Origin of the sequence: Pandoraea oxalativorans, from assembly GCF_000972785.3 — a bacterium.
GTDB classification, from domain to species: Bacteria; Pseudomonadota; Gammaproteobacteria; order Burkholderiales; family Burkholderiaceae; genus Pandoraea; species Pandoraea oxalativorans.
Window position 1 is genome coordinate 4015574 of sequence record NZ_CP011253.3, and the last position, 26305, is coordinate 4041878.

A 26305-nucleotide genomic window follows, 5' to 3' on the forward strand; every position below is an offset into this window, starting at 1 on the left:
CCCTTAGTTGCACCCAAAACGTTCAATACGTAGAATCGCATTCAATACATAGAATACCGTTCAATAGATAGAACGGCAAGCAACAACCCGAGACACTGCCCATAGGAAACGCCGGCCCGCCCGGCCTACTTGCCATGCAACTCAAAGACACCCACCTTTTCAAGACCCTTGCATGGGTCGACGGTCAATGGATCTCGGCCGACAGCGGCAAGACGTTCGACGTGCTCGACCCGGCGACCGGCGAAGTGCTGGCCAAAGTGCCGGAGCTCGGCGCAGAGGAAACCACGCGCGCCGTGAGCGCCGCCGAAGCCGCCCAGAAGGCATGGGCCGCCCGCACCGGCAAGGAACGCGCCAATGTGCTGCGCCGCTGGTTCGATCTGATGATTGCGAACACCGACGACCTCGCGTACCTGATGACGCGCGAACAAGGCAAGCCGCTGGCCGAAGCCCGCGGTGAGATCGCCTACGCGGCCAGCTTCATCGAATGGTTCGCGGAAGAGGCCAAGCGCGTGGACGGCGACGTACTCGCCACGCCCGCCGCCGACAAGCGACTGGTCACCATCAAGCAACCGGTCGGTGTTTGTGCCGCCATCACGCCGTGGAACTTCCCTGCCGCGATGATCACGCGCAAGGTCGCCCCGGCACTGGCGGCTGGCTGCGCCATCGTGGTCAAGCCGTCCGAACTCACCCCGCTGTCTGCCTTCGCACTGGCCGAGCTGGCACATCGCGCTGGCATTCCCGGCGGCGTGTTCCAGGTCGTCACTGGCGACGCCCGCGCCGTGGGCGGCGTGTTGACGTCGCACCCGAGCGTGCGCAAGCTGTCGTTCACCGGCTCGACCGGCGTAGGCCGTCTGCTGATGGCGCAGTGCGCCCCCACGGTCAAGCGTCTGTCGCTGGAGCTGGGCGGCAACGCGCCGTTCATCGTGTTCGACGATGCCGACATCGATGCCGCCGTCGAAGGCGCACTCGCCGCGAAGTACCGCAATGGCGGTCAGACCTGCGTGTGCGCGAACCGCTTCTACATTCAGGACGGCGTCTACGACGTGTTCGCCGAGAAGTTCGCCCGGCGCGTCGCCGAAATGAAGGTTGGCAACGGTCTGGAAGACGGCGTGGTCATCGGCCCGCTGATCGAAGGCAAAGCCGTCGACAAGGTCGTGACGCTGGTCGAAGACGCGAAGTCGCGTGGCGCTCGCGTGCTCGTGGGCGGCGAAGCCCATGCACTGGGCGGCACTTACTACGCACCGACCGTGATCGCCGACGCCACGTCGCAAATGCGCATGGCCCGCGAAGAAATCTTCGGGCCGGTCGCCCCGCTCTTCCGCTTCACGCGCGACGCCGACGCCATCGCACTCGCGAACGACACCGAATTCGGCCTCGCCGCCTATCTGTATACGCGTGACATCGCCCGTGCCTGGCGCACGTCCGAAGCGCTCGAATACGGCATGGTCGGCCTGAACACCGGCCTGATCTCCAACGAAGTCGCCCCTTTCGGCGGCATCAAGCAATCGGGCGTGGGCCGCGAAGGCTCGCGCTACGGCATCGAGGAATACCTCGAAATGAAGTACCTGTGCCTGCAAGTGTGAGGTAGGTGGCCTGCCGGGCATACGTCCGGCAGGCCCGGGCACCGCACCGGGGCATCAGACTCCGCACGTTCATAAATCGACATACATCGACACCCATCGACGTACGCGTCGCAACACCACCAAAGGAAACCAGTATGAAGCGCGTTATCCAGCGCGGCATGAAGCCGCTTGCTCTCGCACTTGCGGCCGGCGCCGCGATCGCCTCGGTTGCCACCACGGCACACGCCGATGCCCGCCCGATCAAGATCGGCATCGTGACGTTCATGTCGGGGGCTGCCGCCGGTCCCTTCGGCGTGCCGGCCAAGAACGCCGCCGAAGTCACCGCTGCCGAGCTGAACGCTGGCAAGGTGCCGGCCCCGTATGCCACGAAGGGCTTCGGCGGTGCACCGATCGAACTCGTCTATATCGACGAAGCGGGCAGCACGAGCAAGCAGGTCAGCGAATACCGCAACCTGTTGAACCAAGGCGTCGATTACGTCGTCGGCTACACCTCGTCGGGCAACTGTCTGGCGATTGCACCGGTGGCCGAAGAAATGAAGAAGGTCACGCTGTTCTTCGATTGCGGCACGCCGCGCGTGTTCGAAGACGCGAGCTTCAAGTACGTCTTCCGCCCGGTGGCCACGGCCACGATGGACAACGTGGGCGCTGCCCGCTACGTCGCCGAGCGCAAGCCGGATCTGCAAACGTACGCGGGCATCAATCAGAACTACGCCTGGGGTCAGGACGCCTGGGCCGACTTCGAAGGCACGCTCAAGTCGCTCAAGCCGAACGCCAAGTCGGTCAGCTCGCAAATGCCGCAACTCGGCGCAGGTCAGTACAACGCGGGCATTTCGAGCCTGCTCGCCGCCCACCCGGACGTGCTGCATTCGAGCTTCTGGGGCGGCGACCTCGAAGGTCTCGTCGTGCAAGCCGGTCCGCGCGACCTTTTCAAGAAGTCGCTCACGGTGCTCACCGCCGGTGAGACGGCCACACACGGCAAGACGCGTCTGCCCGACGGCGTGATCATCGGCGCACGCGGCATGTATGGCATGTTCGCGCCGGACAACGCACTCAACCGCTGGCTGCGCACCGCCTACAGCGCCAAGTTCAACGACACGCCGAGCTACCCGTCGTACAAGATGAACCAGAGCATCCTCGCGCTCAAGGCCGCTTACGAGAAGGCGCAAGCCGCGAACGGCGGCAAGCAACCCACGCCCGAGCAGGTCATCGCGTCGTTCGAACACCTCGCCTTCGAAGCACCGGCGGGCAAGATCGGTCTGACGTTGGGCAAGGGGCACCAGGCTGCGCAAGGCACCGCGTTCGGCATCGTGAAGAACGTGAACGGCAAGGTCACTGTGACGGACGTGAAGCAGTACTCGATCGCCGAAGTGACGCCGCCTGAAGGCGTGAAGTCGGCCGACTGGATCAAGGGCGGCCTGAAGCACTAAGCCATCCCCCGGCAGATCCCTGTCACGTAACACTTAAGCATCAAGTTCGGGAGGATGGGCACGTCTCGTCCTCTCGTCCCCTGGCAATAAAGCGGTACCCGCAATGCGCGCGACGTGGTCATCACGCCACTTGCTGCATTGCGTTCCAAGGAGAATGCGAGATGTCGCAGATCTACGCCGTCCTGGTGGACGGGGTGATGTACGCCGCGTGGCTGTTCCTGGTAGCTCTGGGACTGACCCTCGTCTACGGCGTGCTCAAAATCTTGAACATGGCGCACGGCAGCCTGTACGCGTTGGGCGCGTATGCTGGCGTGACGTTGATCGGCCCGTGGGTTGCCCAGGGCGGCAATCTTTACGTGAGCTATCTGTTGCTCGTGCTGGCGGCCATTGTCGCAGGTGGAGCCATCGGTTTGATCATGGAGCGCGGCATTCTGAAGCGCTTCTACGGGCAGGACCCCGTGGTGCTGCTGCTCGTCACCTATGCGCTCTTCCTCATCATGGAAGACGCCATCAAACTCGTCTGGGGCGTCGATCCGTACTCGGTCTCGGAACCGTACAGCTTCCTCGGCAACTTCGACCTCGGCGATCTCTCGTACCCGAACTACAACTTCCTGATCGTGGGCGTGGCGCTCGTCGCGGGCGTCGGCCTCACGGCGTTCCTGAAGTTCACCCGTAGCGGCCGTTTGCTGCGCGCGGTGATTCACGACCGTGAAGTCAGTCAGGCGATGGGTATTCGCGTGAGTCGCTATTTCGTGGTGACGTTCATGGCCGGTGCGGTCCTCGCCGCCATCGGTGGCGCACTCACCGCACCGACCGTGTCGGTCGCGCCCGGCATGGGTGTGGAGATCGTGGTGCTTACGTTCGCCGTCGTCGTGATCGGCGGCCTGGGTTCGCTGCCCGGCGCGGCGTTCGGTGCGTTGCTCGTGGGTCTGGTGCGCGCGAGTGCCGTGCATTACTGGCCACAAGGCGAGCTGTTCTCCATCTACATCGTCATGGCGCTGGTGCTGGCTGTGCGTCCGAAAGGCATCTTCGCTCCGCTGGAGGCTCGCAAGATATGAGTTCCGCAATCTGTTCCCAACTGCGCGCGCCCGGCACGTGGCTCGCGGTGGTCGGTTTCGTCGTCATCGGCGCAGCAGGTCTCGCCCTGCCCCAATGGCAGTTTCTGGTGTCGGTGGCGTTGTCGAAGGGCATCGTCGCACTGGGTCTGGCGCTGCTGCTGCGCACGGGTCTCGCATCGTTCGGTCAGGCGTTGTTCTTCGCGGTCGGCGCGTATTGCGTGGGCCTCGGCATGAACTACTACGGACTGACGGAACTGTTCGCGCTGCTCGCCGTGTCGATGCTCGTGTCGGCCGTGCTGGCCTTCGTGCTCGGCTTTTTGCTGGCGCGCTATCGCGACATCTTCTTCGCGATGCTTACGCTGGCGTTGTCGATGATCTGCTACGGCCTGCTGCTCAATAACGTCGAACTCGGCGGCAGCGACGGCTTCAACGTGAACGCCCCGACCCTCGGCAGCAGTGCCGAGCCGTGGCAGCTCACGGGCACGAACCTGTTCGCGGTGGGCTTCATCGCCGCCATCGTGTGCGTCATGGCCGTGGCCGTGTACATGCGCTCCACGCAGGGACGCCTCGGCCCCGCGATCAAGGACAACGAGATCCGTGTGGAATATCTGGGCACCTCCGCCCGCCGCAACATTCATCTGACGTACGTAATTGCGGGCGCGCTCGCCGGTCTCGGCGGCGCGTTGCAGGCGTTCAACATCGGTCACATCGATCCGGACATGGCGTTCTGGACCACGTCGGGCGAATTCGTCTTCATCGCCGTGCTCTCGGGCACCCGCTTCGCTTTCTCGCCGTTCATCGGCGCGCTGCTGCTCGAAGTGGCGCGGGCGATGGCGTATCGCTACGCACCGAACACGTGGCAAATCGTGATGGGCGCGATCATGCTCGCCATCATCGCCTTCCTGCCGGGCGGTCTCACGAGTCTGGGCCTGGGACGTCGCAAGGCGACAGCGGCACATCCCGTCACGCAGACGGCGACTGCGAAAGTCAGCGCTTCGGCCGACGCGACATAAGGGGCACGAGATGGCAACGACACACATCATTGAGGCTACGGGCCTGCACAAGACCTTCGGGAGCGTAACGCCCGCGAAGGACATCACCGTCAACATCGACGCACAGAGCGTGGTTGGCCTGATCGGCACGAACGGCGCGGGCAAGACGACGTTCGTCAACATGCTCACGGGCTACATCAAGCCGGATCGCGGCGAAATCATGTTCCGTGGCAAGCGCATTACGGGCTTGGCACCGCGCAAGATCACGCGTCTGGGCATTGCGCGTTCGTTCCAGATTCCGCAGTTGTTCGGCTCGCAGACCGCGCGCGAGAACATCGAGATTGCACTGGCGATTTCGGGTTTGTCGGCGGATCTGGCGAACGAGAGCCTGGCGCGTCTGGGCGTGCTGGAGTTTGCCGACATGATGTCGGGCACCTTGCCTGAAGGCGTGCGCAAGCTGCTCGACATCGCGCTCGCGATGGTCTGCAAACCGGAAGTCCTGCTGCTTGACGAGCCAACGTCGGGTGTCGCAGCAGAAGAGAAGTTCGACGTGATGAATCGCGTGCTGGATGCTGCGCGTGCGCTGGGCATTACGGTGCTGTTCGTGGAGCACGACATGGAAATCGTGCGCCGCTACAGCGACCGCGTGCTGGCGTTCTGCGACGGCCGCATCCTGGCGGATGGCACACCCGACGTGGTGCTGGCCGACCCGCAAGTGCGCGAGTTGATCATTGGCGAGACGGTGGCCGCAGCGCCGGCGTCGGGAAATATGGCTGGCGAGGTAGCCCATGCTTGAAGTCGGAAATCTGAATGTGCGCTTCGGCGCGACGGACATTCTTCGGGGCGTGCAGTTCTCGGTGCCGAAGGGCGCCATCGTCGGGCTGATCGGTCGCAACGGCGCTGGCAAGACGACGACGTCTGCGCGCGATCATGGGTCTTGTGAAGGCAAACGGCGGGACGTTGACGTTCGATGGCGTGGATCTGGTCAAAGCGCCGTCGCACGAACGCACGGCACTGGGCATCGGTTATGCGCCGGAGGACCGCCGTCTGATCCCGGACATGACGGTGGAAGAAAACCTGTGCGTGCCTGCGTGGGCACTCAAGGCGAAGGATGTACAGGCGCGTCTGGACAAGGTCTACCGCATCATTCCGGAAGCCCGCGAGTGGGCCCCGCGCCGCGCCTTGCAATTGTCGGGCGGCCAGCAGAAACTGGTGGCCGTCGGTCGCGCGCTGATGACGAGTTCGCGCCTGCTGATGCTCGACGAACCGTTCGAAGGCGTGGCCCCGGCACTCTCGAAGCGCATTGCCGAAGTGATCGGCCAGATGCGCGGCGAAGGCCTCGCCGTCATTCTCTCGGGTGCGGATTTGCAGCACGCCGGGGCAGTGCTCGATAACGTCTACCGAATCGACCGCGGCCAGATGGTCGCGTAAGTCTCATCAAGTCTTCATAGGAAAATAGGAAAGCGATCATGAACGCATTTCGTTTCCAGACGGTCCCCACCGTCGTCGTGGAATTCGGTGCAGCGCGCCGCCTGGGTGCGCTGCTGCGCGAGCAGTTTCCGTCGGGCAAACGCCTGTGCGTGGTCACGGACGGCTTCTTGCATAAGAGCGGTCTGCTCGCCCCGGCGCTGGCCGATCTGACGAAGCACGACTGGCAAGTGTCGGTCATCGACGACGTGATCGCCGATCCGCCCGAGCACGTGGTGCTCGAAGCCGCCGAACGCGCTCGCGCGGCAGACGCCGAAATCGTGCTGGGTCTGGGCGGCGGTTCGTCGATGGACGTGGCCAAGCTGCTCGCAGTGCTGCTGCCGGGCACGCAGTCCATCAAGGACATGTACGGCGTGAAGAAGGTGACGGGTACACGCCTGCCGCTGGTGCAAATGCCGACGACCGCAGGCACCGGTTCCGAAGTCACGGCCGTGTCGATCGTGACGACCGGCGAGACGACGAAGATGGGTGTCGTCGCACCGCAACTCTTTGCCGATCTCGCAATCCTCGACGCGGAACTCACGCTCGGTCTGCCGCGCGCTGCCACTGCCGCCACCGGCATCGACGCGATGGTGCACGCGATCGAAGCCTATACGTCGGCACACCTGAAAAATCCGATCTCGGACATGCTCGCCGTGAAGGCCCTGGAATTGCTCTCGCGCAATCTCCTGCCCGCCTGCAACGATGGCGCAAACCGCGAAGCGCGCGAAGCCATGCTCGTCGGCGCGATGTTCGCCGGACAGTCGTTCGCCAACTCGCCGGTCGCCGCCGTCCACGCGCTCGCCTACCCGATCGGCGGCATCTTCCACGTCGCCCACGGCCTGTCGAACGCGCTGGTGCTCTCGCACGTCATGCGCTTCAATGCGCCCGCTGCCAGCAAGCTTTACGCAGAACTCGCCGACGTGATTCTTCCCGTGAAGGCGACCGGCAGCGATGAAGCGAAAACCGATGCGCTGATCCGGCACATCGAGTCGATGATCGTCGAGACCGCCATTCCGCGCACGCTGCGCGAAGTGGGCGTCAAGCAGGATGACATCGCGCGTATGGCCAGCGACGCCATGCTTCAGACGCGCCTTCTCGTCAACAACCCCCGCGAAGTGTCAGAAGCCGACGCTTTCGCTATCTACTCGGCAGCGTTCTGATGTTGCGCTGGCGATGCGTCGATAACCCGCACGCGCTCGCCAGCCTCCCCCAAAGCCTTCCGTCTTTCCTGTCTTCGTCAAAATAGGCGCTGGATAGCACGCAGCGCCCTTTTCTCTGCCGCAGACGCGCGCGTGAAAAAGGCCGTTCCCCCGACGAAGAAGCGCTCGCCAATTCGATCCGCGCCGCAATCAAAACCCATCGAACTTGATGTCTTGTAAATTTAAATAAGCAATTAATTTATAATTGCAACCCCCACCAAAAGCGATTAACATTCGCCATAAATAAACTCCGCATAATACCGAGCCAAAAATACAATTGATAACGCTCGCATTACGGAAGTCGATCTTAGATATTTTTTTGATTTTTTCCTGAAACAAAAAAACAAAAAAATATCTTGATTTTCGAGAAGTCCCGTTTTTCAATATTTTCAATGCAATCATTGAAATCCGGTTAACCGGTTGATATTCTTCAGCCCATCGGTGGACGGAATCAAGTTCATACATGCGGACAGAGCCGCCCGACACCGTTACGTAGTGCTTTCGATTTATTGCATTTGCCACGGCGTGCGAAACGATTGCCAACGTCAGCGACACCATCCTTTTACAGCACTCACTTAAATACTCCGTCATAGCAGCATGACCCAGGGGCCGACGCGACGTAATTCGTCACGGTGGCGTCGTGCGCACTTTCGGAATCGGTGTCTCTAAAGTAAGCATTTAAACGCACAAGCATCGGATTCCCCCCTGGAGACATCATGTCTGCCTTGATGCATTTGCTCGAAACTATCCACGACGATTGCAGTGGAATAACCGACTCACAGAAGCTTTTTCAGCGCATCGATTCGTTCTCAAAACGCATCGGCTTCGAATATTGCTGTTACGGTTTCCGTCATCATCGGAGCGCGACACAATCGGAAGTGCGTGTCTTCGACAGCTATCCGACCGGATGGATGGCGCACTATAGCGAAAAGGGATTTCTCAACGTCGATCCGACCGTCGCCGTCGGCGCACATACGGAAAGGCTACTGTCCTGGCGCGATCCCACCCTGCCCGCAGCACCCGAGTTATGGCGCGATGCAAACGACTTTGGCCTGAATCACGGTGTCGCGCGCTCGAGCTGGGGGCCTCACGGCGAATTCGGTCTGTTGAGCTTCGGCCGATCGACGCAATACCTCACACCGATCGAGTTGAACTCACTGCAAGTCGGCATGGGTGTGCTGGCGAACTACACGCACGAGTCGATGAGCCGCCTGTTGCGAGCTGAACGTCCGCCTTTCGACATTGAAACATTGTCGACGCGCGAGCGCGAAGTTCTGTTGTGGACCGCAGAGGGAAAAACCGCAGACGAGATCGGCGACATCCTCGGTATCTCGACACGTACGGTCAATTTCCACATTCGCAACTGCCTCGATAAAACCGGCTGCCGCAACAAGGTGCAGAGCGCCATACGACTGGTGATGTGGCGCTAACCCTCGCTCCCCCGCTGCCGGAGTCATGCCTCGAAGGCGTGGGGGAGGCTGGACCGACGACACCACCTTCGTGGCGCACCGGTCGTCGACACTCAATTGTTCGACATAACGCACGACAACCCCAGCGCCATGCGCGTCGTATTATCGATGTCGATACGGTACGCCGCCACCAACCGACCGTCGATCCGGTAAGCCGCACCAAGCTTGTGGGTGGGCACGCCAATGCGCGCGAACAAACGCGCCAGACTGACGAACGTCACGCCGATCAATCGACGCGCGCCCAGCGAGCTTGCAGTGAAAACCGCAGCACGCAACAATTCCCTCGCCCCTTGCGTCGCCTGCTGCGCCTGCGTATGACTCGGGTACACGCCCTCCGCCTGTGGCGGCTCGCAGGCAAAGCGCGACAGCTCCCACACCGGCGTCGCGCAAGCCCCTTCCCCCATGTCGAAGCCGTCTCCCATTTGAATGGCAGCAGGAAGATCGTCTACGAGATGGGGGAAGTGATCGGCGAGCAAATAACGATGTGTTGCCGGTAGGAGGCGAGCGCATCCGACAATGGCGTCTTCGTGGCGAAGCGTGACGTAAATGGTGTCGTCGCGGTCATATTCGTCGGACTCCTCACCTACCGCCGACATCCCACATTGCGACGACGATCTCATCTCCCACCCCAGTTTCTGCACGAAAACCCGGTGGCGAAAGCGCGCGATTTCGCCTCTTGCAGAAGGGATCAACTGAGCACCGCGCATCACATCGACTCGCATTCCAAACCTCCATCGTTAGTAGATGAAGGCAGATTAGCGACGCAGAAATGAAGCGAAAACTGTCAACGTTGACAGGTGCGACACATGGCATGTCGATTGCAGAAATTTGCCATCAGGAATCGCTCATTTATCGAGATTTCCCCGCGACGTTCCTCGATTGCATTGCCCCTTCGGGAGCACTGTTTTTTCTGAAAATGGGTGAAAAAAAGCGCCGACATCGACGTCGGCGAAGTGCGCGCGCCACGCTGGAAATGCTTCGATCATCGAGCGATGCCACGGCCTGCAAATCGTCACCAATCGGGATACGGCCCGCCATTACCCGGCACCGTTAGCACCGAACCGGGACTCATCGCACCGACCTGATCGTCGACCCGATAGACGTAGATCGAACCCGCGGGGTTGGTCAGCGTGACCGCGAGAACCGGCATGAAGTGTCCCGTCGTCGCCATGTAGTCCTGCTGAATGTGTACAGCCCCCGGCTTGGCATCTGCGGTCGGATAGAACCAGGCTTCGATCGGAATCTGTTCCGGGATGTTCTGCGGCCACGCGGCGATAACGACCTCGTTGTGCTCACTGTTGACGGTCTGTCGCAACTCCTGCAACACGGCGAACTGGGATGCGGAGGGTGAAAGGCCGCAAGCGACCGCCGAATCGACCCCGTACGAATTTTTCCATTGCGTCGCGGTCAGGATGCCTCTGGCATCGCACAAGCGTGCGTCACCGTTGGGCGTCGGACAACTGTCGCCCCTCGCATTCGTATTGCCATTCGTAGGAAAAGCACATCGCCACGTCAGCGGATGCGCCGTCGGGGCCTGTAATTCCCTCATGATGATGCCCGGTCCGCCGGAGTGCGTCGTTTTCAACGCCATATCGGCTCGTGCATACGAGAAGGACACACCGTTTCGGGTCATGGAGAGTTCGGTCGGATTCCATGACTTGAAGTCTCCAGACCCCGTAATACGGATCAGCACCCCCGAACAGTTGTAGGGCGCCGTATTGCCGGGGCATGTCATGCGGGTATCGGCATGGCGTGCCTCAAGGTCGCGCGCCACCGTGAACCCCCAGTTGAGCTGATCGCGCTCGTTAAAGCCGAATGCGGTCGCTGTGCCGTCCCCTATCGTCGCGATGAGAATGGGAACCCATTGCCCAGTGCCGTCGTAATACTGCTTCTGATAACGCAGCGCCTGCGACAACTGGCCACCGTGCGCCACGTCGTAATACACGGCCTGCACGGCCAGTGCCGCAGGATTGGCAACGTTCCACAGACTCACGCCGACACCATCGGGATCCCCGGTGCACGGCGGCAATGTTTGGCCGAGCGGCGCACGTCCGCACACGAGCGTGTAAGGCTGCCCGCTCCCCACAGCCGAGGGGCGATCCGCAAGGACGAACCCCACCGGGTTCGACAGATTCACCGCCGGGAGATCCTGCCGGGCATAGTCGAGGCGGGCATGACCGGCCGCGATCTCATCGGCACCGATGCGCCAAAAAGCGTCGGTTATTGCCCCGGGGGGCGCGGGTCGCAACAGGACTCCCGAACACTCGAACGCCGGGCTGCTGACGAAGCATTTGCCTGGCGTCTGCGCATAGCGCCGATTCACGGTGAATGCGACGTCCGCCCCCTCCAGACGTGGTGCGGTGCTGGCGGCGACGCTCGTCGTATCGGAGAGCGCGGGAACCGGCGTTTTCGCAATCGTTGTGCAGGCACAGGCGAACACCGCCAACAGCACCGGCGTCACCCACAGCCGTGCTGCATGCCACATTCTCTTCGACATGGAACACCTCGCGCGGGAGGCATGCTCCCGGAACGTTACATCGACGGCTCAGGGGCGCAGTGCCCTCTGGCCTGGACGACTCGTGACCTCATAACGTCATGAAATGACACCGACCACCTGGTAGTAGTCGGCCTCGTTGCGCCCTTTCGCGTTCTGTTGCTCGTCAAGGCCGTTCAGGTCGTAGGCATAGGCCGTCCCCGCCCCCAATGGCGTGCCGCTCCAGAACAAGTAGGAAAGCCAGCCCATGTAGATGGCCACGGGTCCCGAACTCTCGAAGTACGTCACCCAGAACGCTTTCAGGTCGTCAATCGTCGGCACGTCGAGTCCGGCCGCCGCACACGCCGCCGCCGCACCGGCGAAGTCGGCCGACGGACTCACGAAGAACATCCGCTTCAGTCCTCGGATCGTCAGCGTGAACGAACGGGTTTCGTTGCGGTTATCGGTCGCGGAAATCTGTACCGTGCCGCTGCCGAGGAACGTCACGTTGCCAGCACTGTCGACGCTGGCCAGCGTTGGGTCGGTACTCTCGTAGCGATACGGCGCCGTGCCGAATTTCGCCTCCCGGCTGAGCCTCGCAAATGCGGGCACGCTCACGGGCGCTTTCTTCCCGACGATGTAACGATAGATGGACATGTCCACGTCATGCGGCGCCTCGAACGCTTCGCCGAACCACAACACGAACGGGTCCGAAGGGGTTTGCGCCGTGCCTCGTGTCACGATGTAAGACAGCGTGGCCGACAGGTCCTGATTCTGATCCGCATGGGCACGCGGCACCTCGAAGACGTAATCCTGCGCGGGCGTGGCACCGACGTCGCGTGTGGCCTCGAACGGCGCAGGACTTCCACTTGCATTGACCCACCGGAACGTGATCCTGTCACCCTCGGCAATCCCGGGATACGGCCCGACGATCACCTCGACGAAGTTGCCGACGATGTCTTCCGGTTTCAGCGAATTGCCGATAGCGCCAGTCACGCGCACGACCGGCAACTCCCCGACGGGTTCCACGACCCGGATCGAAAGCCGATTCGATTCGATCAGTTCGCCATTGTTTGCCACTACGGTCCCCACCGTGATCGTCGTGCCCGAGTATCGTTGCAACTCAGCCTTCGGAATCACAAACGACACAGGCTGTCCCACCTGTACCGCGTGGAGGATCATCACATAATCCTCCCACGCCGAATCGTTGATATCGATGAACACGATGTCGCCTATGCCCATGCCTTCATAGGGGGCCACGATGGCGGCCGCACCTGCTTCAGGCACATGACAAGATTGAGCACGCCACCGGCAACGCCTTCGATAGCAGGTGGCTCGACATCGCCCGGTTCCGCGACCTGTTCACCGACGGGAACGTCCGTCGGCAATGAAGTCTCGACAACGACGCCATTGCGCGAGACCGTGTAGAAGACGTGAACGGTCGTGCCTTCGTTCGGCTTGATCTCCTCCTTCACGACCTGGAAAGTGATCGGAATTCCAAGATTGGGCGTCGTGACCGGAACCGAATCGGTGTACACGCCAGTCACTGGGGCGTCCCAGTGCAACGTAATCAGGTCGTCCAGGGCCTTGCCGTCATACACGGGCACCGTGACATTCGTTCTTGGCAGATTGGGGTCGAGAATGCCGCCCCCGCTCTCCAGATGCGGAAGCGTCGGGGCAGGCAGATTCGTGACGCCCGCGTGGCGGCGGCGCGCTACCGATGCAGACGATCCGGTGCGTTGCGCAGAAGTGCTTGTCGTTGTCATGGTCATGCCTCCCTGGGATCGGTCGACCCCACAGAATGTGCGAAAGTGAATCTCAGGCGTGCGCAGCGATGACGCCGGGCGCGGCGGCAGTCGCCGTCGCGCCCTCATACGCCATGCACGGCGGCTGCGTTCACGCCTTCGCCGCCCGGGCCTTTCGCAAGCGATACGCGGCAAGCGCAGCGCCCTGCGGCGACGCCGCGGCAACGGCGGATCCTTCGGCGTCGTAGCGCAGGTTCTGGTCCAGAAGGTTCTGCTGGATCAACGTTGGCGAGCCCCCTCCGGCGGCGACGCCCCACGTCACGGCCCCACCCCGCGCCGGGATCGCCGTGAACCCCTGACTGTTGGCATACACGGCCCGGATATCGACCAGCTTCGCCTGAACCGCCGATGAGTCGCCGCCTCGCGCGGGGTCGCCCCACGTCAGTACGGTGCCATCGCGCTTGAGCCCGGCGAAGGCAGTCGACGACGCCGTGACCTGGATAAATTCCTCCAGTGCCAATTCATTGGGAAGTGGATAGCCGTGGTTGTCGGTCGGCGCAGTACCACCCCACGTCACCACTTTGCCGTTAGCGCGCCGCGCACAAAACACCTTGGTGTTCGCCACGACTTCAACGATGTCGTCGATAAGTTCGATGGCTTCGGGAACCTCGCCGCCATACGGCTCGCGCCCCCACGCCATCACCTTTCGCTCGGTGGTAATGACAGCAAACGCGCCGTGGGTCGACGCGGCAATCTCGGCGATATTGCGCGCTACTGCAGCTTCGTCTGACAGTTTTCCCCCGTTGGCCTCGCTTCCCCACGCGATGAGCCCGCCATCGGGACGCAACGCACAAAACGTGTACATGCCCCCCCGAACGCTCACGAACGCTTCTCCGTCGAACAAAGGCGGTATGACCCCGCCATGTGCCGCCTCTCCCCACGCAACCAGTTGACCATTGGCACGCATGCAACAAAATGCCTGCGAACAGGGAATTATCGAGGCGGCATCGTTCACGGTAGCGGCGTCTCCCGTCACCACACCGGCGGTCCCGGGATTGCCCCACGCCCCCAGCGTCCCGTCCCGGCGTATATATGCAAAGGCCCCCACATTGCCGACGATCCGCGCCACATTGGTCGGAAACGGACTTACCGAACCACCGTTCGTAGGGTTGCCCCACGCCAGCGCGCGGCCATCGCTTAGCCGTGCTACCAAGGCATGCTGTGTCGCGCTGACTTCCGCAGCATCGAACCCCATGAATGACGAGTCGATCTCTCCGCCATGAGCGGCCTGCCCCCACGCGTATGGCCCGCTGGTGGCGAACAACGCGCCGTACGCTGCCGCACCGGTAGCCAGAACGCTGTCGACCCCCGATCCGGCCACATGCAGAGGAAGCACCGACAGGGACGCATCTTCGGTTCGCACGTGAAGCAAGCGCCATGGCTCGCGGTCGAAGAACGACGAGCCGGACTCCGAGGCCGTATCGCCCTCATACCGCCACTCGACGACGATGTCGCTGCGTGTCGCCGCTTCCACGGCACGCAGATACCGGGATGCCCCTGCGTTGCGATAATCCGAATCGGCATTGCGCGCCCCCAACACAATCAGATCTCCGCGCGCCAACTCACGGCCCACGTCGTAGGTCGACGGCGGGGAGGTCTCCGTAAGTTGCGACGCCTTGCGTAGAACCTCGTAAGTCACCGAGACAACCGTGCCGTTACTCGCATTGACGGTCGCCTTCGGCAAGAGTAATTCGATCGCATTGCCAACGTCGGCGGACTTGATGGTGTAGGGCGGTATCGAATAATCCGTGACGCCTTTCCAATGCACCGTGACAATATCGTCAAGCGCAAACATCGCACTCTCGCCGATGTCCACCGTCGCACCTTCGGGCGGTATGTGATCCGGATTCAGGTTACTGCCGACCGCCTCGACCAGCACGACAGCTGGCAACGGCGCCTGGTAGATCGTGAACGCATCGGCCGCGCCAGACGCCACGACGTCCTCTCCCACCAGCACCTCATAGCTGACGGTGACGGTGCCATCGATACCCGCCTCGATGGTCGCGAAAGGCACCGTGAACAGGATGTCGTTAGTCCCCCCGCCCACTGGCTTGCTCGTGGTGTAGTCCGCGTCATCGTTGCTGCAACGCCACGTCAGACGAATCAGGTAGCCTTGCTGCATGTATTGCCGGGAGTACGGGACGACGACTTCGACGCCATTCGATACCTGTCGTGGGTCCAGCATCCCGCCTTTGACCGCCGGGATGTCGGGCGGACTCAGCGTCGCCGACTCGCGAACCACCGTCACCAGAAGGTCGTCGGACTTGGCGTTGACGGATGTGCCTTCGATTCGGTAAGACACCGGGATCGTTTCTCCAACGAACGGTGCGATCGCATCGGTCTCGAAGTAAGCGGTCACCGGCCTGCCGACCATACCTTCCGTCACTTGGTCCAAAAGCGTGAGCCCACCATTTCCCGCACCGGGCCCCCAGTCGATGTAGATGACATCACCCGATGCCATGCCCTCGTACACAGGCACCGTGACATCGGTGTCACGTGCCAGATCCGAAACATTGAGGATGCCGTTGACGACTTCCGACATCTCTGGCGGCGGCAGGCCCGCAGGCTCGACGGCAACGCCAAGATGGAGCACTTCCGAGTGAATTACGCTGGTGCCGTGCGTAAGCGTGTAACGCACCGCGACCACTTCGCCGTACCAGCGGTCCACGATGTCCTTGTCTACCCGAAACGAGAAATCCCTCAACTGTGTAATGTTCACGGAGTCGGTGTATTCCCGTTCGCCGCTCCCCCAATACAGATGGATCACGTCGCCCACCTGCATGTCATCGTGCAGCGGCACAACGGTGCGGACACCTCGCGGGTAAGCGCCGTCCGGCAAGTAGTCGCCGTCGGCCTCCTCTACATACGGCGCGGGCCAGCGCGGCCCCGCGATGGGCTCCCCCACCCAAAGCACCAGATCTTGCGACACGTCGGTCGACCCAGCCGCGCGCATGACCTCGTAGTACACGGTCACGGAGGTTCCGTCGAGACGCTCGACTTTGGCTTTCGGGACGTACATCTCCACCGGCTTGCCGACGACCTTGTCGGAGACCATGAAATGTTCGCTGTGCTCGCCGTCCGTTCCCTGACCGAAATAGACCCAGACGTTGTCACCATCAATCATGCCGTCGTACACATCGACGAACACGGTGATGTCGATACCGATGTTGTCCGGATCGAGCCCCCCCTCATCGGCTTCGAGTACCGTCGGCGGCGGCAATGTTTCGCCACCGGCCAACGGCAGCACGTCGAAGACAGTGGCGGCGGACTCTTCGCGCGTACCGCCTTCGGGCGTCACGGCATACACGGCAGTGACCTTATCTCCGCCGTTGGCGTTGATCTCGACCACGCCGCGCGCCACGGTCGCGACCACATCGCCGACGGTCTCGACGGTGAGCTCTCCCATGTCCTGCCCGCCCGCCGACGTGCCGAGCCAGTACCACTGCACAAAGTCGCCTACGGCCATGCCGGCCCATTCGGGAATCGTGTACGTCGGTCCATCGGGCACGAGCGCCGGATCGAGTTTCCCATTTGTCACGCCCTCGATTTCGGGGGCGGTGTGCGGTTCAGCCGCGCGTGCGCCGGTGCGACCGGAAGTGTTGAGTTTCGTGTCCATGACCATCTCTCCCTGTTACTCGGCCGCAATGTTCGTTGAGGTCATCCGCTTTTGCTGGAACAACGCGAGCGCACGCCCTTGAGGCGATGCAGCGTCCACGGCACTCCCTTCCGCTTCGTAGCGCATGTGCTCGTTGAGCAGCGCCTCTTGCGCTGGCGTCAGCGTGCCGCCGCCGTTCGCAATACCCCAGGTCACGACTCCGCCGTCATGGCGTATCGCAGCAAACGCTTCGCTGTTGGAATACACCGCGCGAATGTTCACCAGCCGCGGTGCGACCGCCGACGAATTGCCACCGAAGTTCGGGTCTCCCCACGTGAGTACGCGACCGTCGCGAAGCAACCCGGCAAACGCGCGCGCAGTGCCGACAACTTGCACGAAGTCCTCGTTTGCGTACGCGGGAGGGAGACTGTTACCGCGCGTCGTGTCGCCCCACAGAATCAGCCTGCCGTTCTCGCGGCGACCGCAAAACGCCCCCCACGTGGCGGTGATCTCGACAAAATCGGTGACGAGCCTGGCCGCATCGGAGACCACGCCGCCGTGCGATTCCGGCCCCCAGGCGATGACCTTGCGCTCGGTAGTGAGCACGGCGAAGGCACGTGCCGTTGCGCTCGCGAGCGACGCGACATTCCGTGCCGCAGCCGCCTCCGCGGACAGTACCCCGCCGTAGGCCGCGTCTTGCCACGCCGCCAGCCTCCCGTCGGGAGTCAACGCACAAAACGCCATGAAGTTACCCATCACGCTCGCGAACGGCGTGGTGTCGTGGGCCGGCGGCATCGCTCCGCCGTGCGTCGCCGCACCCCACGCAACAAGTGTGCCGGTCGCGCGCCGGACACAGAACGCGCCGCCGGTGGACGCCAGACTCTCGGCATCCCGAACCAAAAGAGCAGCCTGCGAGAGCTGACCTCCGTTAGCGGGATTGCCCCAGGCAAGCAACGTTCCATCATTGCGCATCCCGGCGAACGCGGCGGCGTTCCCTACCACACGCTTCACGTTGATCGGCATTGGCGAGACCACGCCACCGGTATTGGCCTGTCCCCAGGCGACGACCGTACCGTTGTACAGGCGTGCCGCCATGGACGACGGTGTCGTGCTGATCTCGACAAACCCGTCCATGCCGATGTAATCAGAAGGGATATTGGCGCCCCAGCTGAGGTGTCCCCAAGCATACGGTCCAGTCTGCTTGAGCAGGGCACCGAACGCCGCCGCCCCCGTGGTGGAGGCGCTGTCGGTTCCCGTGCCCGCCAGATGCACGGGACGAATCGACGTGGATGCGTCTTCCGTTCGCACGCTAAGCGAACGCCACGGCTGAGTGTCGAGGAACGACGATCCGGTGAAGGCGGTTACGTCGTCCTTATAGCGCCACTCGACAACGATGTCCTGACGCGTCGTCGCGCTGACGGCTCGCAGGTATCGCGGCGAGCTCGACGCGCGATACGCCGCGCTGCCGTTGCGCGCACCGAGCACCAGCAGATCTCCCCTGCCAAGCTCGCGGCCCACGTCGTAAGTGGCTGTCGGCGACGTTTCGGTATGCCCCCCTACTTTGCGCACAATCGTGTAATAGACCGAGGCGACGGAGCCATTGCTGGCGTCGACGTAGGCTTTCGGAATCATCAGACGCAGCGCCTTGCCCACGTCGACCGCCGCGATGGTGTGAGGCACCTGATAGTCGGTGGCTCCCTCCCAGAACAACGTCACGATGTCGCCCAGCACAAACACCGCCGTCTCCGCGATTTCCGCCGTCGCTCCCGTTACCGGCACATCGTCCGGATCCAGATTGTCGCCATTGGCCTCGACGATCACCACGGCAGGCAGTTCCGTCATCTTGATGACGAAGGCCGTCGCCGTACCTGACCCGATGACGTTCCCGCCACGCCGAACTTCGTACGAGACGGTCACGGTCCCGTCAATCCCGGCTTCGACTTTTGCATAGGGCACGGTGAACGTGATGTCGACAGTGCCACCGCCGACGGGCGCGGACGCGGTGTGATCGCCACCGTCGTTCGTGCAGTCCCAGAGCATAGAGATGATGTCTCCCTGCTGCATGTTGCCTGCGGAGTACGGCACGATGACCTGAGCGCCGTTGATGACCTGACGTGGATCCAGTTCGCCGTTGACGACGGCCGGAATTCTCGGCGGCTCCAGCGTCGTAGCTTCGCTCACGACATCGAATTCGATCGAGTCGGACTGCCGGGTGCCCAGGTCCCCTTCGATCCGATAGTCGACCGTCACCGTCTGCCCCTCGAAACGCCTGACGTCACCGATTGCGAAGAAGCTTTCAATTGGTTTGCCTATCTGGTTCTCGCTCACCTGAATCACCAACGTCAATCCGCCGTGGTCGATTCCCCCCTCCCATTCGATGGTCACGACATCGCCCCACCTCATGTCGTCGTAGATCGGCACCCGCACGTCAGCGCCATAGGTCAGGTCGGACACATTGAGCTTGCCATCGACGACCTGGTCCATCTCCGGCAACGCCAGTTCCGTCGGTTTGACCCCCACGCGCAAGTTCAGCACTTCCGAATGAATCACGAGCGGGCCGCGCGTAATCGTGTAACGAATCGCCACCGTCTCGCCGAACCATCGGTTGACAATCGCCTTCTCGACACGGAATGGAAAGTCCATCGGCGTGGTGACGGGCACCCGGTCGGAATACTCCCGGGCACCTTCGCCCCAATAGATGGTGATGATGTCCCCGGAAAGCATGTCGGGATGCTTCAGTACGGTCGTGTGAACCAGTACCGGGTAGGCATCTTCCGGGAGGTAGTCGCCAGTGGCCTGCGGCACGCGCGGCGCGGGCCAGCGAAGCGGCGAGCTGACATTGAGCACCAGCGGATGCGAGCGCTGTTCGACGCCCGCGCCTTTTACAACCCGGTAATACACCGTCACGCTCGACGTGTCGAAGAATTCGACCTTCGCCTTGGGCACGAACATCTGGATCTCGACACCCACGTGGTTTTCGGATACGAGAAAGTGCTGGCTCATCTCGCCACCGCCGCTGCCCTCACCGAAATAGACCCACACCACATCGCCGTCGGCCATGCCTGTGTACGGGGCCACTGTGACCGTGGCAAAGTCGTCGATGTCGTCCGGGTTGAGGGTGTCGTCCACCGCTTCTTCCACGACCGGGGCAGGCAACAGGTTCTCCGGTAGCGGCAGGACGTTCAGTGTTTTGATGACCGACTGCGACGTGCCTCCGCCCACATAAGTGACTGCGTACAGCACGGTCACCTTATCGTTGCCGTTCGCATTGATCGCGAGGACGTTCGGATCGACCCTGGCCACCACATCGCCCACGGACTGCACGACGACGGTCTTGCTTTCCTGACCGCCGTCCGATGTGCCCAGCCAGAACCATGTCACGGAGTCCCCCACGGCCATGCGAGGCCATTGGGGGATCGTCAAGTCGGGCCCGTCCGGCACAAGCGACGGATCCAGATCGCCACCGGTCTCGCCCTCTACGAGCGGCGGCTGCAATGCTGCGTTCTCGAGCACCGTGAGCGAGAGTCGTTCCGACGAACGCGTGCTCACATCGGTCTCGACCGTGTAATGCACGACGACACGGCCACCGGCAATCGCGGAGACCTGAGAAAACGGCACGAGGAAATTCAGCGTATTGCCAATATCCGGCGCCGCCAGTTGTTTGGGCTCCGTGTACGGCACCGGATCCCCGCCCGCCGTCGTCCCTTCCCAACGCAAGGTGACAAGATCCCCGACAGCCATCCCCGTCCACGGCTCGATGTCGACGTTCGCGCCGTTCACTACGGCGCCCGGGTCGAGCGTGCTGCCCACCGCTTCGCGCACCTCCGGCGCCGGTAGCGGCGCGGCTTCGCCCCGAATCGTGAACGACTGACGACGGGAACGGCCCTTGCTCACGCCTGCGTTTTCGACGCGGTAAAGCACCGATCCTTCGCCGGGAACAGCCTCGCCAATCTTGGCGTTCGGCAGATAGAACTCAACCATGCCGCCGGTACCGAGCGGCTTCGTTTCGGTGTATGTGACCAACCATCCCTCGAACGACCGTCCTTCGAAGACGATGGTGACGTCGTCGCCTGCGGCCATGTCGCCGTTGCGCACCGCGATAGCCTGCACGTCCGCACCGGCGAGCGCATCGTAGTCCAGTTCGTCATTGTCCAGCCGCGGCACCAGTGGGGCGTCGTAGAGTGTGCCCCCCACATCCACTTCGATGAACGCCGGCCCGGCACGGCCCGACCAGTTCGAGACAGCGTCACGGATTTCGTAAGTCACCGCCACGTTGTCGCCGCCCACGCCGTCGATCACGAACTTCGGCACCATCAATTCGAGCGGCTGGCCCACTTGCGCCGCGTCGATAGGGTCGAAGTCCGTGCCCCGATGCGCCCAGAACAGCCTCACCTTGTCGCCTGCCGCCATGTTCTGCCATGCCGGAATTGTGACAAGGATGCCCTCCGGAGGTACCGGATCCTCGATGGGCCCCGGCGGCAAAATGACCTTTGCCAGGTTTTCGTTTAGCGGGAACGTCGACTGATCAGGGTCATCGCCACCGGGTACGGTGGTTTTGACCAGCACCTGAATAACGGGGGACTTCTGCGGCACCGGATCGCCGCCCGCCGAGATCCGCTCATACCAGACCTCGATGAGTCCGTCTCCTTGCGCCAACACATCCACCACCGGAGCATTGAGCTGGAAGATCGAATCGTTGGTGTTTTCGACGGTGATCACGTCGACGGCCGTATCGTCCCGCCCCCAATACAGCCTCAACGTGTCGCCTCGCACCACAAAGTTATACCAGCGCACATTCACCTGGATCGTGTCAGCGAGGTCGGTGTAGACATCCTTCTTCCGAATCCCCCCGTTGGCATCGGCCAACGGCACCTCAGGGGCCAGAAGCTGGCGTGTCTCATCAAGGTGGCTGGCGTCGCGCGGGGGAAATTTGTCGCGGATGTTCATGATCGACCTCCGGTGTGCTTCGGAAAGATGCGAGCCCCGTGACGAGTGAAACGAGGCGAGCGAAAAAAGACGCAGGGTTCCTATCTCGCCACCGCAACTGTCGCCCGACAACTGTCAACCTTGACAGGGGCCGCGAACGCCTTGCGCCTTCGGCAGCCTGTCAAGGTTGACAGTTACCGCCCGAGATTCTTGGCGCCACACTTGGGGAACGATTTCCCCACCGCGTGGAGGTTCATCATGAGAACCAAGAGTAAGGCCCTGCTTCGCAACGACAACGCCCCGGCACGTCTGAGCACCACCCGCCGCAACGCAACGAAGAACGCGCAGTCGCCCGACGCCACGATCGATCCGGTCGCGGTCGTGCCGCATCCGGGTGACTTCCCCGACAATGTCGCGCCGTTCAATCTGATCAAGAAAGCGCATCTCACCGAGCCGCTCGTGTTCACTGCCCCGTTATACCCGGCGATGGATTCCACCTGGCTCTATCGCCTGTACATGGACGGCATCTGGGACGGAGCTGAGCATCTCGTCACCCAGGCAGATATCGACGCCAACCAGCTCACAATGGCGCTTGAGCCAGACGTCTACGTAATAAATGACGCGCACGCCTTCATCTACGACTGCAAAAGCGAACTCGAGACCGTTTGGAATCCTCCCTGCGATCCCGTAATGTTCACGGTCGACCTGGACCCTCCGGGCCAACCGGTGCCGGGTGAACTCGAGTTTCCGGACGATGTACACGAGAACGGTTTGACCGACGCGCGGCTCACCGAACTTGGCGATATCCTCGAAGGCGAAGTCCCGAGCTATATGGATCGTATTCACGGCGATACGGTCGTCGGCTTTGTGGAAAGTGCAGACGGCGCCACGGAACTCCGATCCGAGCCGGTTCGGATTCCCTACGGGCAGTCGAACGCTGAGCTGCTCATCCCGTTCCCCCGCGCACTGCTCGAACAGGCAGGCGATGGCTTGCTGACGTTCACCTACGAGATCACCGATCTCGCAGGCAACGTGAGCGCCCGGTCCGAGCCGACCATCATCGACGTTTATCTGACACCCGGTATCGCCGATCTGGAGCCGCCGCTCGTCCCGCTCTACGATGACGACGACGACAACGCCCCCAACATCAAACTGATCAACGAAGAGGACGCTCGCACCCCCGTCGAAGTCCACATTCCGGGACACGAAGGCATTGAAATAGGCGACCGTATCGTCGTCCTTTGGGGTACGCGCGAACAGCCGCCGGTGACGTTTGCCGGGCCCGACAGCGAAGCGCCGGTGATTCTCGAGATCGAGATTCCTTATGGCGAGGTCAGCGGCGAATGGGCCGATGCCACACAAGATGAAGACGGCTTCGCGACCATTCCCGTCAACTACGTCGTCTTTCGTGGCGATAGGGAAGTCGGCCGCCCGGCGGCCCCGCACAACGTGGTCGTGAATCTGAACCAGGCCGGCGGGCAGGACCCCGATCCGGAAACCCCCGAGAACGAAGCACTGGGCGCACCGGTTGTGCATCACTCGCAATGGAACAACGATCGGGAGAACTTCATTCCCGACGCATCCATCGAAGAGGATCACGAGTTCATCGTTCCTTTTTTTACTCGCGACGAAAATGGCAATCCCACCGGCACGCCTGCCTTTACCTCGACCGATCTGATCGTTGCCCGATACGGGGAAATCGGATTGACGCCGGTCTCCGTGCAGCCCCCGGATATGGTGAACGAGGAAGATATCGTGATTACCCTGCCATGGGAAATCGTCAAAGCCGCCGGTAGCGGGACGCACGACATCCAGTACACCGTGACCCGCTACATTAACCCCACCCTCGAAGAGAACATCTCCATCTCCCCGCTCGCGCAAGTGGAGGCAGTGGACAGTAGCGACAATCCGGGGGGGCCAGATGGTCTTGAGCCTTGCGACTTCGACGAGGCGAATATTCTCTGGAGCTATGTCGAGCCAAACCGTCACGCCCCAATTACCGTGCGCGCCTACCAGAACATGCGCGCGGGTGACGTCGTCCGTGTGCACGTCACCGCCGATGAATTCCTGTCAGGCGAAATGGGCGACCCGTACCCCTATTCCGAGTGGGGCGGAGATAACGGGATTTATCCGCATCCGGTTTACGATTTCGAAAAGACCGTCACGCCTGACACTGTCGATATGGACCTGAGCTTCGGGTATCCGAAGGAAAGGGCCGAGTGGACCTATCCCTATGGGTACATCCGCGTTTCCTACTCCGTTACACGCGCGGACGGCGTCACCAAGGCAACGGCCCCTCCGAGCGCCGACAAGCGTACAGACATGACAGGCAGAGGCGAGCCTCCCACTGATATCCCGGAAGGCGCACGGCGCATGACGACCGCAGAACTCCTGAGCCACACGCGCGGCAAGACCGCGGAGCAACGTCAGGCAGCACTCAACGAGTTCGTCCGGCTGTGGAGAACGAGCCCGAGCCGTCGCAAACAATTGCGCCAGCGTCGGCTGAATGGCGGCGCCAGGACGCCTGCCCAATCCGTCACGGGCGAACTCACGCCGTTGCAGGAAAAGCTCCGTCAGATCTCTTTGCGACCGGCCCCAAAATTGGAGTGAAACGAGTAACATCAGGTGAAACAAAGTGCGCAAACCGGTGAAAGGCTGGCCGGACTGCGCACCACACCTATCTTCCCCACTACGCCAGGGCGCCCGTCGTCCTGGCGCTTTCTATGGTCAAGTTTCTGATCGGTGGTATCGCCGGATTCGATACGGATACGTTTGCCCTCGTCTCGTGTCGGGACAGCACCCAAAGCGTGCCGCTCGGCGCCGCGGCCGGTCGCTGTCTTCAAGTCCTGCTGGAGGCCGACGGCGCGATCGTCACCAAGAAATCACTCCTCGCGCAGGGATGGGAGCAGTACGGTGCAGTCGTCTCCGACAACAACCTCAGTCAGTCCATCGTGCGTATCCGCAAAGCGCTCCAACAGCTTGGGGCCGACCCCGCAGCGCTGGTGACGTTGCCTCGCATCGGCTATCGGATTGTCGGCGTCGAGCGGGTTTCGCCTCACACAATGGGACGGGCAATTGCCCCTTCCGACGACGTCACCGAGTCACATCGGCCCACCGAAGACAGGGAAATCGCCCAAAAGTCGACGTCATCCGATGAAATTCCGATAGTCGAATCGCCAGTCGTCGGCATCGACAGGGTCTCGCCGTCCGCGCCCGCAGAGGCCATTGCGACAGCAGCGGCCAGTGGGACACCCCGCCGACGCGTTCGGCTCGACAAAGCGACGATCGCGTGGCTGGCCATTGCCTTTCTGAGCACTGCCGCAGCGCTACGGGTCGTGCCAGCGATTCACGGCGACTTGCGCTCACACGCCCCCGCAGTGCAATGGGTGGCGCTCGATTCTGCGCCCGACAATCGCGTCTTCGTACCGCCGTCGTTGAAAAACGATAAGGCGTTCATCGACGACAGACTCTCAAGACTTTCCCGCACGCCGCCGACATCCATCGACGACATGCCGGAACGCCTCGTGTATCTCAATGGATCGCAAAGCAACGAGGTGGCCAGTTACTTTCTCTGCCTCGAACCCATCTCGCATCCGGCGCCCGACTGCGTCTCGTATCTGCTGATCAATCATCTGACGCCATGATTCCATCCCCGCACACGCATCCGACGCAGACCGGGCATAGTTCCCGACACGTTTCCCGACGCACGCTTTGGCTGGGCGTAGCAGCCGCCGTCGTCATTCCGTGGATGGCCGCGTGGTGGCTGGTGCCCGACAAACGCGTCGACTGGCGATGTCTTTCGGACATCGAATTCGATACGGTCACGACGGACGGAAAACTGGTGCATGTCGTAGGCACGATGGCATCCGACTACGCGCGCAACGGCACCGGCACGGCGCGCTTTTCAGGACGCGTTCGCGAGGTCGATGCGCTCAGTGTCGTGCACCGGATGAGTGAGTTCGAGTACGTGGCGCTCGACAGCATGATGCGCGTGAACACCGTTCGCGCAAGCCGTCTCGCCACCGACAATGCCCCGGACGACCTGGTCTTCCGATATGTCTATGAAGGGTTTCGCCCCGGTCATACCGACTACTTTCAGGCGATGCGCACTGGCTCCGGGATGAGCGTCGGATTCAACGAACAGCCTCGCGTGTTCTGCGCAGCGCCGCCCCCGCCCGTCTCTCGCTAAGTCGCGTCGAACGCGTTGAACGCACCGCAAATGAAAAAAGCCTGACAGAGGCAAATCTGTCAGGCCAAGTGCACACCAGGTGCACAAAAGGGCATTGCATACGCTACGCCCCACCTTCG

Annotated in this window: 18 protein-coding genes and 1 pseudogene; 12 read left to right on the forward strand and 7 right to left on the reverse strand. The window is 62.1% G+C overall.

Features of this window, described 5'->3' with window-relative positions; genetic code table 11:
- Positions 1-134 precede the first annotated feature (134 nt).
- The 8 genes and pseudogenes from MB84_RS17675 to MB84_RS17705 all read left to right on the forward strand — a co-directional run bounded on the left by MB84_RS17675 (position 135) and on the right by MB84_RS17705 (position 7690).
- Positions 135-1583 carry an NAD-dependent succinate-semialdehyde dehydrogenase gene (locus MB84_RS17675; protein WP_046292711.1) on the forward strand — a complete coding sequence of 483 codons (1449 nt, stop codon included), beginning with the start codon at positions 135-137 and terminating at the stop codon, positions 1581-1583.
- A 134-nt stretch (positions 1584-1717) separates the two neighbouring features.
- Positions 1718-3010, forward strand: coding sequence for an ABC transporter substrate-binding protein (locus MB84_RS17680; protein ID WP_084009845.1), 1293 nt, complete (start codon positions 1718-1720; stop codon positions 3008-3010).
- Positions 3011-3171: 161 nt separating this feature from the next.
- Positions 3172-4068, forward strand: a complete 897-nt coding sequence (locus MB84_RS17685) for a branched-chain amino acid ABC transporter permease (RefSeq protein ID WP_046292712.1) — start codon at positions 3172-3174, stop codon at positions 4066-4068.
- On the forward strand, positions 4065-5081 hold the full coding sequence (locus MB84_RS17690; RefSeq protein ID WP_084009846.1) for a branched-chain amino acid ABC transporter permease: 1017 nt from the start codon (positions 4065-4067) through the stop codon (positions 5079-5081). Before MB84_RS17685 ends, MB84_RS17690 begins: the two co-directional genes overlap by 4 nt.
- A gap of 10 nt (positions 5082-5091) precedes the next feature.
- Positions 5092-5856 carry an ABC transporter ATP-binding protein gene (locus MB84_RS17695; RefSeq protein ID WP_046292713.1) on the forward strand — a complete coding sequence of 255 codons (765 nt, stop codon included), beginning with the start codon at positions 5092-5094 and terminating at the stop codon, positions 5854-5856.
- Positions 5849-5941, forward strand: a pseudogene (locus MB84_RS31610) (ABC transporter ATP-binding protein); the annotation flags it as partial. The gene MB84_RS17695 and the pseudogene MB84_RS31610, both read left to right, overlap by 8 nt.
- Positions 5942-5990: 49 nt before the next feature.
- Positions 5991-6491, forward strand: a complete 501-nt coding sequence (locus tag MB84_RS17700; RefSeq protein WP_245725397.1) for an ATP-binding cassette domain-containing protein — start codon at positions 5991-5993, stop codon at positions 6489-6491.
- A gap of 38 nt (positions 6492-6529) precedes the next feature.
- On the forward strand, positions 6530-7690 hold the full coding sequence (locus MB84_RS17705; RefSeq protein WP_046292714.1) for an iron-containing alcohol dehydrogenase: 1161 nt from the start codon (positions 6530-6532) through the stop codon (positions 7688-7690).
- 189 nt (positions 7691-7879) lie between these two features.
- Here MB84_RS17705 and MB84_RS29995 read toward each other — a convergent pair whose 3' ends face one another.
- Positions 7880-8287: a hypothetical protein gene (locus MB84_RS29995; protein WP_157122774.1), complete on the reverse strand. Its 408-nt coding sequence runs from the start codon at positions 8285-8287 to the stop codon at positions 7880-7882.
- A 158-nt stretch (positions 8288-8445) separates the two neighbouring features.
- Here MB84_RS29995 and MB84_RS17710 point away from each other — a divergent pair, with 158 nt between their 5' ends.
- Complete coding sequence (locus MB84_RS17710) at positions 8446-9159, forward strand: autoinducer binding domain-containing protein (RefSeq protein WP_052652528.1); 714 nt, start codon at positions 8446-8448, stop codon at positions 9157-9159.
- A gap of 92 nt (positions 9160-9251) precedes the next feature.
- On the opposite strand, the gene MB84_RS17715 is transcribed toward MB84_RS17710, so the two are convergent.
- From MB84_RS17715 to MB84_RS17740, 6 genes are all read right to left on the reverse strand, one after another.
- On the reverse strand, positions 9252-9920 hold the full coding sequence (locus MB84_RS17715; RefSeq protein WP_046292715.1) for an acyl-homoserine-lactone synthase: 669 nt from the start codon (positions 9918-9920) through the stop codon (positions 9252-9254).
- A gap of 290 nt (positions 9921-10210) precedes the next feature.
- Complete coding sequence (locus MB84_RS17720; protein WP_157122775.1) at positions 10211-11695, reverse strand: hypothetical protein; 1485 nt, start codon at positions 11693-11695, stop codon at positions 10211-10213.
- Positions 11696-11791: 96 nt separating this feature from the next.
- Complete coding sequence (locus MB84_RS17725) at positions 11792-12958, reverse strand: Ig-like domain-containing protein (RefSeq protein WP_169835024.1); 1167 nt, start codon at positions 12956-12958, stop codon at positions 11792-11794.
- Positions 12904-13437, reverse strand: coding sequence for a hypothetical protein (locus tag MB84_RS17730; RefSeq protein WP_157122777.1), 534 nt, complete (start codon positions 13435-13437; stop codon positions 12904-12906). Before MB84_RS17730 ends, MB84_RS17725 begins: the two co-directional genes overlap by 55 nt.
- A gap of 130 nt (positions 13438-13567) precedes the next feature.
- The gene (locus MB84_RS17735) at positions 13568-17092 is read right to left on the reverse strand and encodes an RCC1 domain-containing protein (protein WP_157122778.1); all 3525 of its coding nucleotides are present in this window, start codon (positions 17090-17092) and stop codon (positions 13568-13570) included.
- Between the two features lie 15 nt (positions 17093-17107).
- On the reverse strand, positions 17108-22018 hold the full coding sequence (locus MB84_RS17740; protein WP_046292718.1) for an RCC1 domain-containing protein: 4911 nt from the start codon (positions 22016-22018) through the stop codon (positions 17108-17110).
- A gap of 237 nt (positions 22019-22255) precedes the next feature.
- On the opposite strand from MB84_RS17740, the gene MB84_RS17745 reads away from it, so the two are divergent.
- The 3 genes from MB84_RS17745 to MB84_RS17755 all read left to right on the forward strand — a co-directional run bounded on the left by MB84_RS17745 (position 22256) and on the right by MB84_RS17755 (position 26186).
- Positions 22256-24607 carry a hypothetical protein gene (locus tag MB84_RS17745; protein WP_046292719.1) on the forward strand — a complete coding sequence of 784 codons (2352 nt, stop codon included), beginning with the start codon at positions 22256-22258 and terminating at the stop codon, positions 24605-24607.
- 113 nt (positions 24608-24720) lie between these two features.
- Positions 24721-25641, forward strand: a complete 921-nt coding sequence (locus tag MB84_RS17750; protein ID WP_046292720.1) for a winged helix-turn-helix domain-containing protein — start codon at positions 24721-24723, stop codon at positions 25639-25641.
- Entirely contained in the window at positions 25638-26186 is a 549-nt protein-coding gene (locus MB84_RS17755; RefSeq protein WP_157122779.1) for a hypothetical protein, read from the forward strand. The genes MB84_RS17750 and MB84_RS17755 overlap by 4 nt, the downstream gene beginning before the upstream one ends.
- Positions 26187-26305 lie beyond the last annotated feature (119 nt).

Bases quoted from the DNA above. Each gene is read 5' to 3' on its own strand.
- MB84_RS17730 (WP_157122777.1), bottom strand. From the start codon at position 13,437: ATGACAACGACAAGCACTTCTGCGCAACGCACCGGATCGTCTGCATCG.
- MB84_RS17715 (WP_046292715.1), bottom strand. From the start codon at position 9,920: ATGCGAGTCGATGTGATGCGCGGTGCTCAGTTGATCCCTTCTGCAAGA.
- MB84_RS17755 (WP_157122779.1), top strand. From the start codon at position 25,638: ATGATTCCATCCCCGCACACGCATCCGACGCAGACCGGGCATAGTTCC.
- MB84_RS17720 (WP_157122775.1), bottom strand. From the start codon at position 11,695: ATGTCGAAGAGAATGTGGCATGCAGCACGGCTGTGGGTGACGCCGGTG.
- MB84_RS17675 (WP_046292711.1), top strand. From the start codon at position 135: ATGCAACTCAAAGACACCCACCTTTTCAAGACCCTTGCATGGGTCGAC.
- MB84_RS17705 (WP_046292714.1), top strand. From the start codon at position 6,530: ATGAACGCATTTCGTTTCCAGACGGTCCCCACCGTCGTCGTGGAATTC.
- MB84_RS17745 (WP_046292719.1), top strand. From the start codon at position 22,256: ATGAGAACCAAGAGTAAGGCCCTGCTTCGCAACGACAACGCCCCGGCA.
- MB84_RS17740 (WP_046292718.1), bottom strand. From the start codon at position 22,018: ATGAACATCCGCGACAAATTTCCCCCGCGCGACGCCAGCCACCTTGAT.
- MB84_RS17685 (WP_046292712.1), top strand. From the start codon at position 3,172: ATGTCGCAGATCTACGCCGTCCTGGTGGACGGGGTGATGTACGCCGCG.
- MB84_RS17690 (WP_084009846.1), top strand. From the start codon at position 4,065: ATGAGTTCCGCAATCTGTTCCCAACTGCGCGCGCCCGGCACGTGGCTC.
- MB84_RS29995 (WP_157122774.1), bottom strand. From the start codon at position 8,287: ATGGTGTCGCTGACGTTGGCAATCGTTTCGCACGCCGTGGCAAATGCA.
- MB84_RS17750 (WP_046292720.1), top strand. From the start codon at position 24,721: ATGGTCAAGTTTCTGATCGGTGGTATCGCCGGATTCGATACGGATACG.
- MB84_RS17695 (WP_046292713.1), top strand. From the start codon at position 5,092: ATGGCAACGACACACATCATTGAGGCTACGGGCCTGCACAAGACCTTC.
- MB84_RS17735 (WP_157122778.1), bottom strand. From the start codon at position 17,092: ATGGACACGAAACTCAACACTTCCGGTCGCACCGGCGCACGCGCGGCT.
- MB84_RS17680 (WP_084009845.1), top strand. From the start codon at position 1,718: ATGAAGCGCGTTATCCAGCGCGGCATGAAGCCGCTTGCTCTCGCACTT.
- MB84_RS17710 (WP_052652528.1), top strand. From the start codon at position 8,446: ATGTCTGCCTTGATGCATTTGCTCGAAACTATCCACGACGATTGCAGT.
- MB84_RS17700 (WP_245725397.1), top strand. From the start codon at position 5,991: ATGGGTCTTGTGAAGGCAAACGGCGGGACGTTGACGTTCGATGGCGTG.